The sequence below is a fragment of the Nocardia sp. NPDC004860 genome (genome assembly GCF_040609015.1).
Taxonomy (GTDB): domain Bacteria; phylum Actinomycetota; class Actinomycetes; order Mycobacteriales; family Mycobacteriaceae; genus Nocardia.
Genome location: NZ_JBEXJI010000005.1, coordinates 1 through 13460, shown reverse-complemented (window position 1 = coordinate 13460; position 13460 = coordinate 1). Strand labels below are relative to the sequence as shown.

Annotated in this window: 11 protein-coding genes; 7 read left to right on the top strand and 4 right to left on the bottom strand. The window is 68.3% G+C overall.

Features of this window, described 5'->3' with window-relative positions; translation table 11 throughout:
• Positions 1-35 precede the first annotated feature (35 nt).
• Both ABZV44_RS12875 and ABZV44_RS12870 read left to right on the top strand, forming a co-directional pair.
• A complete protein-coding gene (locus ABZV44_RS12875; protein ID WP_354835389.1) occupies positions 36-1112 on the top strand; it encodes a saccharopine dehydrogenase NADP-binding domain-containing protein in 1077 nt (358 codons plus the stop codon).
• Positions 1109-2029, top strand: coding sequence for an alpha/beta fold hydrolase (locus tag ABZV44_RS12870; protein WP_354835387.1), 921 nt, complete (start codon positions 1109-1111; stop codon positions 2027-2029). Before ABZV44_RS12875 ends, ABZV44_RS12870 begins: the two co-directional genes overlap by 4 nt.
• A 128-nt stretch (positions 2030-2157) precedes the next feature.
• On the opposite strand, the gene ABZV44_RS12865 is transcribed toward ABZV44_RS12870, so the two are convergent.
• The gene (locus ABZV44_RS12865) at positions 2158-3960 is read right to left on the bottom strand and encodes a serine/threonine-protein kinase PknD (protein ID WP_354835385.1); all 1803 of its coding nucleotides are present in this window, start codon (positions 3958-3960) and stop codon (positions 2158-2160) included.
• 270 nt (positions 3961-4230) lie between these two features.
• Entirely contained in the window at positions 4231-4974 is a 744-nt protein-coding gene (locus ABZV44_RS12860) for an SDR family oxidoreductase (protein WP_354835383.1), read from the bottom strand.
• A gap of 115 nt (positions 4975-5089) precedes the next feature.
• On the opposite strand from ABZV44_RS12860, the gene ABZV44_RS12855 reads away from it, so the two are divergent.
• The 3 genes from ABZV44_RS12855 to ABZV44_RS12845 all read left to right on the top strand — a co-directional run bounded on the left by ABZV44_RS12855 (position 5090) and on the right by ABZV44_RS12845 (position 8255).
• Positions 5090-5980, top strand: coding sequence for an SDR family NAD(P)-dependent oxidoreductase (locus tag ABZV44_RS12855; RefSeq protein WP_354835381.1), 891 nt, complete (start codon positions 5090-5092; stop codon positions 5978-5980).
• Between the two features lie 14 nt (positions 5981-5994).
• Positions 5995-7011 (top strand): GAF domain-containing protein, encoded by a 1017-nt coding sequence (locus tag ABZV44_RS12850; protein WP_354835379.1) that lies wholly within the window; start codon positions 5995-5997, stop codon positions 7009-7011.
• A gap of 308 nt (positions 7012-7319) precedes the next feature.
• On the top strand, positions 7320-8255 hold the full coding sequence (locus ABZV44_RS12845) for a ParB N-terminal domain-containing protein (protein WP_354835377.1): 936 nt from the start codon (positions 7320-7322) through the stop codon (positions 8253-8255).
• 157 nt (positions 8256-8412) lie between these two features.
• Here ABZV44_RS12845 and ABZV44_RS12840 read toward each other — a convergent pair whose 3' ends face one another.
• Complete coding sequence (locus ABZV44_RS12840) at positions 8413-9909, bottom strand: cytochrome P450 (protein WP_354835375.1); 1497 nt, start codon at positions 9907-9909, stop codon at positions 8413-8415.
• A 171-nt stretch (positions 9910-10080) separates the two neighbouring features.
• Here ABZV44_RS12840 and ABZV44_RS12835 point away from each other — a divergent pair, with 171 nt between their 5' ends.
• Together ABZV44_RS12835 and ABZV44_RS12830 are read left to right on the top strand one after the other, a co-directional pair.
• Entirely contained in the window at positions 10081-10671 is a 591-nt protein-coding gene (locus tag ABZV44_RS12835; RefSeq protein WP_354835373.1) for a helix-turn-helix domain-containing protein, read from the top strand.
• A gap of 90 nt (positions 10672-10761) precedes the next feature.
• Positions 10762-11739: a zinc-binding dehydrogenase gene (locus ABZV44_RS12830; RefSeq protein ID WP_354835371.1), complete on the top strand. Its 978-nt coding sequence runs from the start codon at positions 10762-10764 to the stop codon at positions 11737-11739.
• An 18-nt stretch (positions 11740-11757) separates the two neighbouring features.
• Here the strand turns inward: ABZV44_RS12830 and gabT are convergent, their stop codons facing one another.
• On the bottom strand, positions 11758-13101 hold the full coding sequence (gabT, locus tag ABZV44_RS12825; RefSeq protein ID WP_354835369.1) for a 4-aminobutyrate--2-oxoglutarate transaminase: 1344 nt from the start codon (positions 13099-13101) through the stop codon (positions 11758-11760).
• Positions 13102-13460 lie beyond the last annotated feature (359 nt).

The following is a 13460-nucleotide window of genomic DNA, read 5'->3' as shown; positions in this document are numbered from 1 at the left end:
TGCCAGACATACGCTACACAACGTAGCGTATGTGTATGGCTGAAATCTGGATCATCGGCGCGACCGGCCGCGCCGGGCGAAACATCAGCGCCGAATTACGTGCCGGTGGGCATCGGATCGTGCTGGTCGGCCGCAATACTCAGCGGCTGGCCGAGGCCGCGGCGACGATCGAGGCGTCGGGCGGGGTATCGCCACGGACGCTGGTCACCGATGATCCGCTCGCCGAAATCGCTGCGGGCAGACCGGACGTCGTCGTCAACACGGTCGGGCCGTTCGGTGCCACGACGGTCCCGACCGCGCAGGCGTGTGTGGCCGCGGGCAGTCACTACGTGGATCTGGCCAACGAATTCCAGCCTGTGCGTTCGTTGTTGGAGCTGGATTCCGCGGCCCGGGCGGCGGGGTCGACACTGGTCACCGGTGCGGGATTCGGCACGCTGGCCAACGAGGCGCTGGTGTACGAGCTGTGCGCGGGGCGCCCGTCCCCGATTCGCGTCCGGGTGGCGGCGATGCCCGTCGTGGATGGCCTGGGACCGGCGGTGCTGGCCAGCGTGGTGGACGCGGCGGCGACCGGCGGGCTGATCTACCGAGACGGCCGCCTGGTGCGGACCCGGCTCGGCGCTCACTTGCAACGCATTCCGCTGCCCGACGGCACGACGCGTGCCACGGTGGCGGTACCCACCGGCGAGCTGGAAGCCGCACTCCGAGGCTCGGGCGCGGGTGACGTGATCGCGACCTCCAGTGAGGTCCCCACCGGCCGCGTGGCTCGGGCCGCGCTACCGATCGTGGGCGCGATACTGAGGGTGGAAGCATTGCGGCGCACCGTGATCCGGCTCATCGACCGCTGGCAACTGACACCACCGGCCACGCCAGGTGAGGTGTCGTGGGCATACGCATCCGCGGAATGGGAGGGCGGGGGAACACGCCAGGCGTGGTTGCGGACCGGTGAGGGTTACGCGTTCACCAGCCGCGTCGCGGCCATGGTCGCGTCCCGCCTGGCCGAAGGCGCTGCCCGCCCCGGAGCATTCACCCCCGGCGCATTGTTCGGCGCCGATCTCGCCCGATCGGCGGGCGCCACGATCACCCTCGACTCGACCGCGAAGGACCTGCGATGACCGACACCACCCGAGAGCACGTGCGTATCCCGGCAGGTGCAGACACCGAACTGGACTGCTGGCTCTATCTCCCGTCGTCACCGGCGCCGCACCCGACGGTGGTGATGGCCCACGGCATCGGCGGAGTCAAAGCCGCCGGCCTGGCCCCGTTCGCGGAGTTCTTCGCCGACAACGGCTTTGCCGCCCTCGTATTCGACTACCGCCACTGGGGCCGATCCAGCGGCACACCGCGCGAACTCCTCTCGATCCGCCGCCAGCGAGAGGACTATCGCACCGCCCTGGCCTGGGCACGTCGCCACGACTCGCTCGACAACGATCGCCTGTTCATCTGGGGAACATCCTTCGCCGGCATGCACATCCTCGATATCGCCGCCACCGATCCGGCACTGGCCGGAGCCATCGCGCAATGCCCCCTCGTCGACGGTCTGGCCGGGATGGCGAATGTGGCTCCACTGCGTGCGCTGCGCCTGACCGCTACCGCAGTGGCAGACGCGCTCTCGGGCGTCGTCGGCAACCCGCCGAAATACCTGCCGCTCAGCGTCGGACCCGACAGCCTCGGCGTGATCGCGACAAACGACTCACTGACCGGACTACATCGACTCACCCCGACCGACGGCGAGCCCTGGCCCAACCGCATCACCGCGCGATCACTGCTCGACATCGCTGTCCATCGCCCCGTCCGAACGGCCCACCGAGTCCAATGCCCCCTGCTGATGGTCGTTGCCGAATCCGACACCATGGCCCCCACCGGACCCGCCACCCAGGCCGCCGCGCGAGCGCCCCGCGGCGAGCTCTACCGCAGCCGCGGCGGGCATTACGACGTCTATGACGGCGGGATCGACCACTCCGACGTGCTCCGAGTAGAGCTGGAATTCCTCACCAGGCACGCCCGACCGGCACGCCGAACCTCCTCGTAGCGAGCGGTTCGAATCGGCCGCGCAACACCTTTGAAGATCAACGGGGCCGGGGTCTCGTCCGGCCGCCGTGGGCGTCGGCTGCAAGGGACCCGAAACCATGCCGGGCGTGGGATTGCTGTGCGGAATGTTCAGCCGACCGGGAGTTTCACCACCGTGTCGGGGCCCCGATCGGTGACGTATACGTTGTCCGCCGTGTCGACCGCCATACCCTGGGGATCTTTGAGCCCGGTGAACGGCAATGTGGTCGGCGTCGACGCACCCGCCGCCAACCTCGCCACCGATTCGTTACCCCAGTCGACGACGTACACGTCTCCCGCCCTGTCGACCGCCACACCCCGGGGATCTTTGAGCCCTGTGAACGGCAACGTGGTCGGTGCCGACGCGCCCGCGGCCAACCGCACCACCCGCTCGGTACCCAGCTCGGTGACGTATACGTTGCCCGCCGTATCGACCGCCACACCATGGGGATCTTGGAGCCCGGTGAACGGCAGCGTCGTCGGTGCCGCGGCACCCGCCGCCAACCTCACCACCCGATCATTGGCCCGGTCGGCGACGTACACGTCTCCCGCTGTATCGACCGCCACACCCCGGGGATCTTTGAGCCCGGTGAACGGCAACGTGGTCGGCGCCGACGCGCCCGCCGCCAATCTCAAGACCCGATTGTTACTCGTGTCGGTGACGTATATGTTGCCCGCCGGGTCGACCGCCACACCCTGGGGATTCTTCAGGCCGGTGAACGGCAACGGGCTCGGCGTCGACGCGTCCGCCGCCAATTTCACCACCCGATCGTTACCCATGTCGGTCACGTATACGTTGCCCGCCGTGTCGACCGCCACATCGGTGGGCAGGCTGACGCCGGTGAACGGCAGTGGAGTCTGTGACGAGTAGGCCGGGGCGATAGGAGCGGGCGAGTTGCCACCGCCGCCTGATCCCCGTTGGACACTGATGATGACAGCTAAGGCGGCCGCCACCGCAACCGCGACCGCGGCCGCGAGCAGTCCGGCGGTCTTGGGCGACAATCTGATTCGCCGCCCATGGCGCGCAGCCACGGCCTCGGTGGTGCTGACCGCGGAATCGCCGACCGCGGCGCGGGCCGCTGCGGCCAGCTCGCGCATGGTCTGGTAACGATCGTCTGGGTTCTTGGCCATTCCCTTGGCGATGACCGCATCGAACGCAGTCGGTACATCGGGTGTAGTGGTGCTGGGACGCGGGGGTGGGGTGTGCAGATGATGGGCGATCACACCCTCCATGCCCAATGAGCTCGAAAACGGTGGCCGGCCGGTCAGGCACTCATGCAGCACGCACGTCAACGCGTACACGTCCACTCGGGCATCGGCTTTGACCTCCGCGCCGATCTCCTCCGGCGCCATGTACGCGACGGTGCCAACGGTCTCGCCGATCGCGGTCAGCGTACGGTCGTCGGCGGCGTGGGCGATCCCGAAATCGATCAGGTAGGCGAACTCATCGGCCGCCAGCAGGATGTTGGTGGGTTTGACATCGCGATGGACCAGCCCGGCGTCGTGGGCTGCCTGCAGCGCGCCGGCCACCTGCGTGATGATCGCTACTGCCCGCTGCGGCGACAAGGCCCCTTCTCGCGTGATCATCTTGCGCAGATTGGTGCCGTCGATCAACCGCATATTCAGATAGAGCCGACCGTCGATGTCGCCGAAGTCGTGGATGGGGATCACATGCGGCTCGGTCAACTGTGCCACCGCCCGGCACTCCCGGCGGAAGCGCTCGCGCAGCCGCTCGTCATCGGCGAAGCGCTCGGGCAGCACTTTGAGCGCCACCACCCGGTTGGTCAGCGAATCATGCGCCCGCCACACCTGGCCCATGCCGCCCTGACCCAGCAGCGACAGCAGCCGATAGCGTCCGAACGTCTGCTCCGGCGCCCAGGTGGCGTCCACGCCAGGCACTGACTTGTCATCCATTGCGCCGTCCCGTGACCACCCGACTGGCAAACGGTGTATTCGCAAATTCAGCGTACCTCTGAGCCATACGACCAACTTCGTGAAGAAGCCGGCAGTCCAGCACCACTCGGAGGCGGGGCCATCGTGAATGAAAGGTGCCGGTTTCCGGTCTCCGCCATCTTGCCAAGGGCTTGCTGAGACAGGCGCGAACTGGACGGAGTTCTTGCGCGCGTTGGTGAATCGTTCCCTCGAACCGGCAAAGGGAACGATCTGGGGTGTGGCAGCGGTTTTTCAGCCGCGGCCGAGGAGGGTTCCGCCGTTGATCTGGAGGATCTGGCCGGTGGTCCAGCCGGCCTCGGGGGAGGTGAGGTGGGCGATGCCTGCGGCGATTTCGTCGGGTGTGCCGGCGCGGCCGAGGGGGATTTGGGAGATTCGGTCGGCTTCGAGTTCCGGTGTGAGCCGGTCGGTCCAGAATTCGGTGGCGGGGACGAAGCCGGGGGCGACGGTGTTGACGGTGATGCCTTGTGGGGCGAGTTGTTGTGCGAGGCCCAGGGCCCAGCCGTGGAGGGCGGCTTTCGCGGCCCCGTAGGGGCCTGCTCCGCGTAGTGCGGCGATCGAGCTCACCGACACGATTCGGCCGCCGGGGCGGGTCATGTGTGGGATCAGCGCTTCGGTCAGCAGTACTGCGGTGAGCACGTTCAGCTGGAAGGTGTTGGTGTAGGCGGCCGCGAGGCCGTCCAGGTCGCCGGGTGTGTGCGCGGGGTTACCGCCCGCGTTGTTGACCAGGATGTCGACAAGCCCATCTGCCGTGATCTGTTCGGCAAGGGACTGGACTTGATCGGGCGCGGTGAGGTCGGCGGTCGCGGTGGTGACGCGGTCGGCCCCGATGCCGGTGTTGATCTCTTTGGCAGTGGCTTCCAGCACGGTTGGACGGCGTCCGATGATGGTCACCGACACGCCGTCGGCGGCCAGGCGTCGCGCCACTGCCTTCCCGATTCCGGTGCCGCCGCCGGTGACGATCGCGCGTCGCGTCATCAGTCCTCCCCTGGTCGATGAATCATATTCAGGCTGAAGCTACTTCATGCAGCGCCTGACACTGTGGGATGGGCGCCCCGGGTTATCGAGATCACGGTCGGACCCCTCGCCGCAGGTGCATTACGTGATCGGATGGGTTGGCGCGGAACATGTCTCGCGGGATGCCAGTGGTCTGTGCAGACTCACGGGTATGGATCGTAGTTTCTATGCGGGTCGGGTTGCTGTGGTTACCGGGGCGGGGGCCGGGATCGGGCGGGAGCTGGCGGTGCGGCTGGGGCGGGAAGGGGCGTCGGTGGTGCTGTTGGACACGAATGAAGGGGCGCTGGGGGAGACGGCGGGGATGGTCAGGGGTGGGGATGGGGAGGTGGTGGGCCTGGTGGCCGATGTCGCTGATCCGGAGCGGATGGGGGAGGTTGCGGCCGAGGTGGTGGGGCGGCTCGGGGGTGTGGATGTGTTGATCAACAATGCGGGGAAGCTTTTCTATGGTGGGGTGTCCGAGTCCGAGCCGGGCGACTTCGAGGCGGTGATGCGGGCGAATTTCGGTGCGACCGTGGCGAGTACGAAAGCCTTTCTGCCGTACGTGGTGAAGTCGCCCGAGGGGCGGATCGCGAATCTCTCCTCGGCGTACGGGTTGATCGGGCTCGGCGGGGCCGCGCCCTACACGGCGGCCAAGTTCGCGATTCGCGGCTTCACCGAGTCGCTCCGGTCGGAATTGCGCGGGCAGCCGAATGTTGCTGTCAGCTGCGTGTTTCCGGGTGGGGTGAAGACCGGGATCGCTTGGTCGGCGTTGGCGGCGGCGGGGGTGGACGCCGAGCGGGCGGCGCAGCGGTTCGACCGGTATGTGGCCCGCACCGATCCCGGCGTTGCGGCGCAGGTGATTCTGCGTGGTGTCGCGCGGGGGAAGAGTCGTGTACTGATAGGACCCGACGCGATCCTTGCCGAAGTCGCCGCCAGGGTGGCGGGCGGACAGTACGAGAAGCTGATTCGGCTCGTGATCAGGGGATAAGAGGGGAAGACGCGATGGCCGGTACACGATGGCTGTTGATAGAGACGTTCGGCGGCGGGGAGCCGACCGTCATCGGACTGGGCAGTGCGCCGAGGAAGTTCGTGCCGTTGACGCAGATCTTCCGGCAGCGCGAAACGCTGGCGACCATCCGCGGGGCCGTGGCGGCGACCGCGGAGGCGCTGGCGCCGGTGGAGGTCATGAGCGACGGCGGCCGCCGTCGGACTCTCACCGCGCCGCTGCTGATCACCCCGGAGCGCATGCACGCCGTGCTGGTGTGGTCGGGTCCAGCGGAGGAGACGGTGCCGCCGCGAGATCCGGTGGGGGCGTGGTACTTCAACCTGTCCACCTCGAAGTCCACGCGCTCGGACGATCTGCTGGATCTCTACGGTGTCGCGCCCGAGAATCGGGCGCGCGAGCACGCCATCGCGGGCGTGTTCGCCCGCGTCATCACCAATAGCGACGAGTCCGACGCCCTGGCCAAGGTGGTCCGGTCGGCGCCGGGCACCGAGCATCAGGCGGTGTGGACGGTCCGCCGCGACGACGGCGCTCTGCGGGCGGCGCACTTCTCGTGTCGCATCATCGAAGAAACCGATGCCGCCGGGAATTCCGAGGTGTTCATGCGCGGGGTCACCCATGACATCGGCGATGCCACCGACGTCAGCGCCGCGCCGCCGCCGGTGATCCTCGAGCACCGGGTGCTCGACGCGGCCGCCGCGGAGGGCGATTTCCGGGCCATTGTCGACCTGCGCACCCTGCGGCTGCTGCGCTGGATGGGTCCGCCCATGCCGGGCATCGCGTGGCAGTCGCTGGCGGGTGAACCGGAGCCGGCGATTCACCCGGACGATATCGAGACGGCGAAGACCATGAGCCGCAACCTCGCTCACTCCCGCACCGCCGGGCGGTTGCGGCTCCGGACGCTCGACGGGGGCTGGAAATCGGTGCGGGCCCGGGCCGTGCTCATGGCGCTGGACCAGCACACGACGGCCGCGCTGGTCACTGTCCGGGATCCGGATATGCCGGAGGTGGACTAGGTCACCCGACCGCCAGCAAACAGACCGGCGGCAATGTTTGTTGTGTATGTAACACCGTACGAACAGGTCCCGGGCTGCTGCTCCAGGTCAGCGTGTTTCGCCAGTAAATACGCAGGCAGGCACACGATTTGCTCAATTGATCACACTGTGTGCGCGTCGATACACTGCCGCGTACACGCACCCGCGTGAGCGGGAATCTTGCCGGTGATCCGTGTGATGCCGCTTGTCGCGTCGTAGGAACGCCCTGCCCGGGAACGCTCGTGGAGTGCTCCGGGAATCGGGGCTGCTCGGCGTTGGGAGGCGGCGCAGTGCTCGGACCGACATACGCGTGGTGGGTGCACCCGCGCGGCCGCATCTTGCAGTGGATCGTGACCCGGGCGATCCGAGTGGGGGAGAACTACACGCGGCCGCGCCTGGATGTGAATTTCCCGCTGCTGGAGCCCAATCCCACGGATATCGTGCGAATTCCGCTGGACCGCTTGCACATCGACACCACGATCCGGCAATCCGGCGAGAACTCCCGGCATGTCACGGCGCTGTCGGAGGTCGCCGCGGCCCTGCCGCCGATCGTCGTGCACCGATCGCGCATGACGGTCATCGACGGCGCCCATCGCGTGCGCGCGGCAATGTGCAGCGGGTCCCAGTGGATCGACGCGGTCTACTTCGACGGTGACGACGGGCAGGCCCTGCTGCTCGCGGTCCGGCTGAACAGCAGGCACGGCCTGCCCCTGTCCGCGGCCGACCGCAAAGCCGCGGCCGAACAGGCGCTCTCGTTCTATCCCGACTGGTCCGACCGCAAGCTGGCCGAGGTGATCGGCCTGCCCGAGCGGACCATCGCCGCCATCCGGAAGCGGTCGGCGGCGTGCCCCGGCCGCCACCTCGCCCGGCGCGCACTCGCGGCTCCCGTGCCACAGCTGCGCCAGTGTCACCCCGAGCGAATCCGCGACGAGCGTCCCCATGCCGGTCCCGGGGCTGCCGCGAAAGACCTGTCGTATCCCGCTCGCGCACTGTGGAATCTGCGCTCGGACCCGGCGCTGACCCGCACCGAATCCGGCAGGCAACTCCTACGCCTGTTCGACGAGCTGCCCGCGGATCCCGTGGCCTGGGCGGACCTGGCCGATGATCTCCCGCCGTACTGCGCCGCCCTGGTCGCCGAACTGGCCTCCCAGCAGGCCCGGCACTGGGCCGCACTGGCCCGATCCGCCAGCCGTACCGCCGCGGCCGAGAAGACCACTGCCGCGTGACGGCTCGATCCGACCGCTTTCGATCGGGTCGGTGACGGTCGGCGCCGCGTACGGGTGCCGATGCCGTCGAAGGCGTTGGCTCGCTTCAAAACTGCCTGTGTGGGCCGTGAAAGACTGGGTGGGTACAGCCGCCGGAGGCGCTGCCCGCACCCGCTGATCAGTCCCGTGTCACCGCCCGCATGAGCAGCGGCTTGTCCGGCGCGCCGATGAACGAAAGCTGCGGCCGGATGGGCTCGCCGGTGGCGATCCGCAGATCCAGCTGCTGGGCGATGGTGGCGATCGACAGCACCACCTCCATGGTCGCGAAGTTCTGCGCGATGCAGATCCGCTTGCCCGCCCCGAACGCCAGCGACGCCTCCCGATGCGGCCGGGTCATGTTCTCCGGCAGGTAGCGCGTCGGATCGAACTCGCCCGCCCGATCCCAGACCCGCGGATTGCCGTGCACCCCGTGCATGCTGATCATGATGGTGGTGCCGGGCTTGATGCGATAGCCCGCCAGCACGTCCTCGCCCAGCGCCACCTTGCTGAAGGCCATGATCGGCGGGTACAGCCGCATCGTCTCCAGGAAGACGGCCTTGGTCCACACCAGCTTGTCCACGTCGGCGGCGGTGGGGGCGCGCCCGCCGAGCACGGTGTCGAGCTCCTCGTGAAGGCGCTGCCGGGCCTCGGGATGCTCGGCGAGCAGCTTCCACACCCAGGTCAGCGCGGTGGCCGAGGTCTCCATGCCCGCCCCGATGAATGTCATGAGCTCGTCCCGGATTTCGAGATCGGTGTAGCTGTGCCCGGTCTCCGGATCGGTGGCCGCCATGAGCAGGCCGAGCAGGTTGTCCTTGCGGGTGATGCGGCCCTCGCGATGATCGGAAATGATTCCGGCCACGGCATTCTCGATGCCGCGTAGCTCGAACATGATGTGCGGGGCCACCATCCAGGAGGCGGCGCGGATGGCCCGGATCGGAATCCGTGAGCCCGCCTGCTTCTCGGGCTTCTCGGTGCGGCGCACCAGCCACATGGACAGCGGCCGCAGCGTCCGGCTCACATTGGTGACCACGCCCACGCCGAAGAATTTGAGCAGCCGCTCGAGCTTGATCTTGGAGATGGGCCCGTCCAGGTCGGTGCCGAACATGGTGCGCGCCACGATATCCAGCATGAGGCGGGTCATCTCCGCGCCGACGTCGACCGGCGCCCCGGCCGCCCGCAGCCGCCGGGCCGTCTCCTGGGCCGCCTCGACCATGGGCACATCGAACTGGTCGATGGCGCTGCGCGCGAAGATCGGCTGCACCAGGCGCTTGTTGCGGTAGTAGAGGCGATCGTCGCGCTGGGTCACCAGGCCCTGGCCGAAAACCACGGCGAGCATGTCGAATTCGGCGCCGCGCACATAGTTCTCGTGATTGGCGATCAGTACGTGCCGGACCAGCTCCGGACTGCGCACGACGACGTACTTCGCCATCGGCAGGCGGGCGATCAGCACATCGTCCTGACCCGGCAGCTCGGCCGCCAGGTACTGCATGATGGTGCGCTCCCGGATCCGCCCGGGCAGTCCCAGCGCCAGCCGCCAGGACTGCCCCCAGGTGACCGGCGTGTTGTGCCAGCGCATGGGTGCGGGCTGCCACCGCGGCGGGTGGAGTTCGGTGCTTCCTGTGGCCGGTGCTGTCATGGGGACCATCCCGTGCGATCGAAAGTCGTTCGCCCCGTAGGGCTTACGCTCGAATGCTACTGGGGAGTAGGAGTTCGCGCAGGCGATGTGGGGTATCCGCGTCCGCGGGTCACGGGTTCGGTCACAGCTTCACACTTGATTCTTGAACAACCATTCAAGTACCATGCACGTATGGCCCGCACTCGCGAATTCGAACCCGATGACGTGGTGGATGCCGCCATGCGCCGCTTCTGGGAGCGCGGGTATCGGGCCACCTCGGTGGAGGACCTGGTCAAGGCGACCGGCGTGAAACCCGGCAGCCTGTACAGCGCCTTCCCGGGCGGCAAGCACGCGCTGTTCCTGGCCTCGCTGCGGCGCTACTCGGACCTGATCGTGCCCCGGAAATTGGGCGAACTCGATGATCCGAACGCGTCGCTGGCGCAAGTGCGCGGCTACTTCGACGGCCTGGTCGCCGACCTGCTCTCGCCGGAGGGGCGGATGGGCTGCCTGCTGGTGAACACCGCCGTCGAGAACGCCGCCACCGATGACGCGGCCGCTGCCGTGGTGCGCGGGCATCTGGCGCGGCTGGAGGACCGGATGCGGGACGCATTGCGGAATGCCGTGCGTCGCAAGGAGGTCCGATCGAACGTCGATCCCGTCACCGTTGCCAAGGGCTTGGTGGCCACCTCGCAGGGGCTGATGGTGGTCGGCAAGGCGAATCCCGACGAGCCGGTATTGCTCGCGATTGTCGACAACGCCTTCGCCGGGCTGTCACCCGGTTAGGCGCGGCGAAAACCGTTGCAGGGCCGTCCTTGTGGACGGCCCCTCTTTCCCGCCAATATTTGAACACTCACTCAAGAATGAAGGTATGTCATGAAGGCGATCACCATCTCCCACTACGGTGCGCCCGAGGTGCTCACCGTGACCGAACTACCCGATCCGGTACCGGCCGCAGGTGAAATCCTGGTCGACGTCAAGGCTTTCGGGCTCAACCACGCGGAAACCTACATGCGGTCGGGGCAGTGGGGCGATGTCGCCCAGGTGACCGGTATCGAAGCCGCGGGCGTCGTCGCCGCCGACCCTTCGGGCAAGCTGGCCCCGGGGACCCCGGTCGTCGCGATCATGGGTGGCATGGGCCGCACCCGCAATGGCTCCTACGCCGAGTTGGTCACCGTGCCCGCGGACAATGTCGTCGCGGTCGGCACCGCTCTGGCCTGGACCGATCTCGCCGCCGTCCCGGAGGTCTACGCCACCGCGTGGACCGCCCTGCACGACAATCTCGCCGTCACGGACGGCGAGACGGTGCTGGTACGCGGCGCGACCTCGTCGCTGGGACAGGCGGCGGTGAATATCGCCGCCGACCTCGGTGCCACGGTCATCGCCACCACCCGATCGCAGGCGAATGCGGCGATGCTCGAAAAGGTCGGTGCGGCAGTGGTTCTCACCGAGGACGGCAACCTGTCGGAGCAAGTGCGCGCGGCCGGATTAGTCGTCGACGCCCTGCTGGACCTGGTCGGCAACTCCGTCCTGCGTGATTCGGTCGCGACCGTGCGGCCGCGCGGGCGCGTCTGCCAGGCCGGATTCCTCGGCGGCCTGGCCCCGGTGCCCGAGTTCAACCCGATCGCCGACCTGCCCAGCGGAGTCCAGCTGTCCTTCTTCGGCAGCTTCGTCTTCGGGACACCCGGATTCCCGCTCTCGGCGGTCCCGCTCGCGGACCTCGTCGCCAAGGCCGAAGCCGGTGTGTACCACGCGAAACCGGTGCGCACCTTCACCTTCGACGAGATCGTGCGGGCGCACGAGGTGATGGAATCCGGGACCGCCGGCGGCAAGATGACGGTTGCCGTCGGCTGAACTCGACGGATTTCGAACTCAGCGGGTCAGATCCCGCACCGTCTCGGACAACACCCCGAGGCCGTCGGCGAGCAGGTCGTCGCCGATCACCAGCGGGGGCAGCAGTCGGATGACGTTTCCGTAGGTGCCGCAGGTGAGCAGCACCACGCCGCGTGAGAGCGCCTCGGCGGCAATGGCTTTGGTGATATCCGGATCGGGGGTGTCGGTGCCCGGCCGGACCAGTTCGATGGCGAGCATCGCACCCCGGCCGCGTACGTCACCGATCACGCCGGTCGCGGCGGCCAGCTCCCGCAGCCGCGGCACGGCGGCCGCCTCGATGGCCCGCGCCCGGGCCGCCAGGTCCAGCGACCGCATCACCTCGATGCTGGCCAGCGCCGCCGCACACGCCACCGGATTGCCGCCGTAGGTGCCGCCCAGCCCGCCCGGATGCACCGCGTCCAGCAGCTCGGCCCGGCCGGTGACGGCCGACAGCGGCATGCCGCCCGCAATGCCCTTGGCCATGGCGACGATGTCCGGCTCGATGCCCTCGTGCTCGCTCGCGAACCACGCTCCGGTGCGGGCGAATCCGGTCTGCACCTCGTCGGCGATGAACACCACCCCGTGCTCGCGGGCCCAGTTCGCCAGCGTGGCGAGGAATCCCGGGGCCGGCACGATGAATCCGCCCTCGCCCTGGATCGGCTCGATGACGATCGCGGCCAGCGAATCGGCCCCGATCTGCACCTCGATCCGCGAAATGACCCGGCGCGCAGCCTGTTCCCCGGTCAGCCCCGGCTGGTCGCGGTACGGGTAGGACATGGGCATGCGGTGGATGTCCGGTGCGAACGGGCCGAAATGCGCCTTGTACGGCATGGATTTCGCGGTCAGCGCCATGGTCAGGTTGGTGCGGCCGTGATACGCGTGATCGAACGCGACCACCGCCGGCCGGCCGGTCGCCAGCCGCGCCGCCTTCACCGCGTTCTCCACCGCCTCCGCGCCCGAGTTGAACAGCACCGTCCGCTTGTCGAAGCCGCCGGGCGTGAGCGCGGCCAGTTCCTCGGCCACGCGGATGTAGTTCTCGTAGGGGGTGATCATGAAGCAGGTGTGGGTGAATCGCGCGACCTGCTCGGCGACCGCGGCCGCCACCTCCGGATGGGACGCGCCGACCGTGGTGACCGCGATGCCCGAGCCCAGATCGATCAGCGAATTCCCGTCCACATCGAGAATGACCCCGCCGTCGGCGTCGGCCGCGTAGACGGGCACCGATGATCCGACCCCGGCCGCCACGGCCGCCGTCCGGCGTGCGGTGAGCGCCCGGGAACGCGGGCCCGGCAGCTCGGTGACGAGATCGCGACGCTGGGGCAGGCGGTAGTCGATCGAGGGCATGCGGAATTCTCCCGGTCGAGGGTCGGTGGCACCGGTCATCAGTCTGCGCCACGGCACCCGCGATCACCCGTGCCGAATTGGACAACACGCCGGGCATAAATCGACGACCCTGCTCGCCGAACCCGATTGATCGGCGGGGCAGGGGCTGCTATCTTCTACGTATCTACTAAGTAGGTACGTAGAAAGAGCTCGGGCCGTAGACCACCTGCGGCCGAGGGCGCCGTGGGGACGGCGTCGTGGCGGCAGGATTGTGCGGACCCCTCATCACGCGCAAGACTGTCGGCACACGAGGGGCGGGGCCGCGAATCAGCGGGCCCCCCCCCCCCCCGCTATCGGTTTTTGGGCACGGACACAGCCCG

Coding starts and splice junctions, on each gene's coding strand:
- ABZV44_RS12865 (WP_354835385.1), bottom strand. CDS start 3,960: ATGGATGACAAGTCAGTGCCTGGCGTGGACGCCACCTGGGCGCCGGAG.
- ABZV44_RS12830 (WP_354835371.1), top strand. CDS start 10,762: ATGAAGGCGATCACCATCTCCCACTACGGTGCGCCCGAGGTGCTCACC.
- ABZV44_RS12860 (WP_354835383.1), bottom strand. CDS start 4,974: ATGACGCGACGCGCGATCGTCACCGGCGGCGGCACCGGAATCGGGAAG.
- ABZV44_RS12870 (WP_354835387.1), top strand. CDS start 1,109: ATGACCGACACCACCCGAGAGCACGTGCGTATCCCGGCAGGTGCAGAC.
- ABZV44_RS12835 (WP_354835373.1), top strand. CDS start 10,081: ATGGCCCGCACTCGCGAATTCGAACCCGATGACGTGGTGGATGCCGCC.
- gabT (WP_354835369.1), bottom strand. CDS start 13,101: ATGCCCTCGATCGACTACCGCCTGCCCCAGCGTCGCGATCTCGTCACC.
- ABZV44_RS12840 (WP_354835375.1), bottom strand. CDS start 9,909: ATGACAGCACCGGCCACAGGAAGCACCGAACTCCACCCGCCGCGGTGG.
- ABZV44_RS12850 (WP_354835379.1), top strand. CDS start 5,995: ATGGCCGGTACACGATGGCTGTTGATAGAGACGTTCGGCGGCGGGGAG.
- ABZV44_RS12875 (WP_354835389.1), top strand. CDS start 36: ATGGCTGAAATCTGGATCATCGGCGCGACCGGCCGCGCCGGGCGAAAC.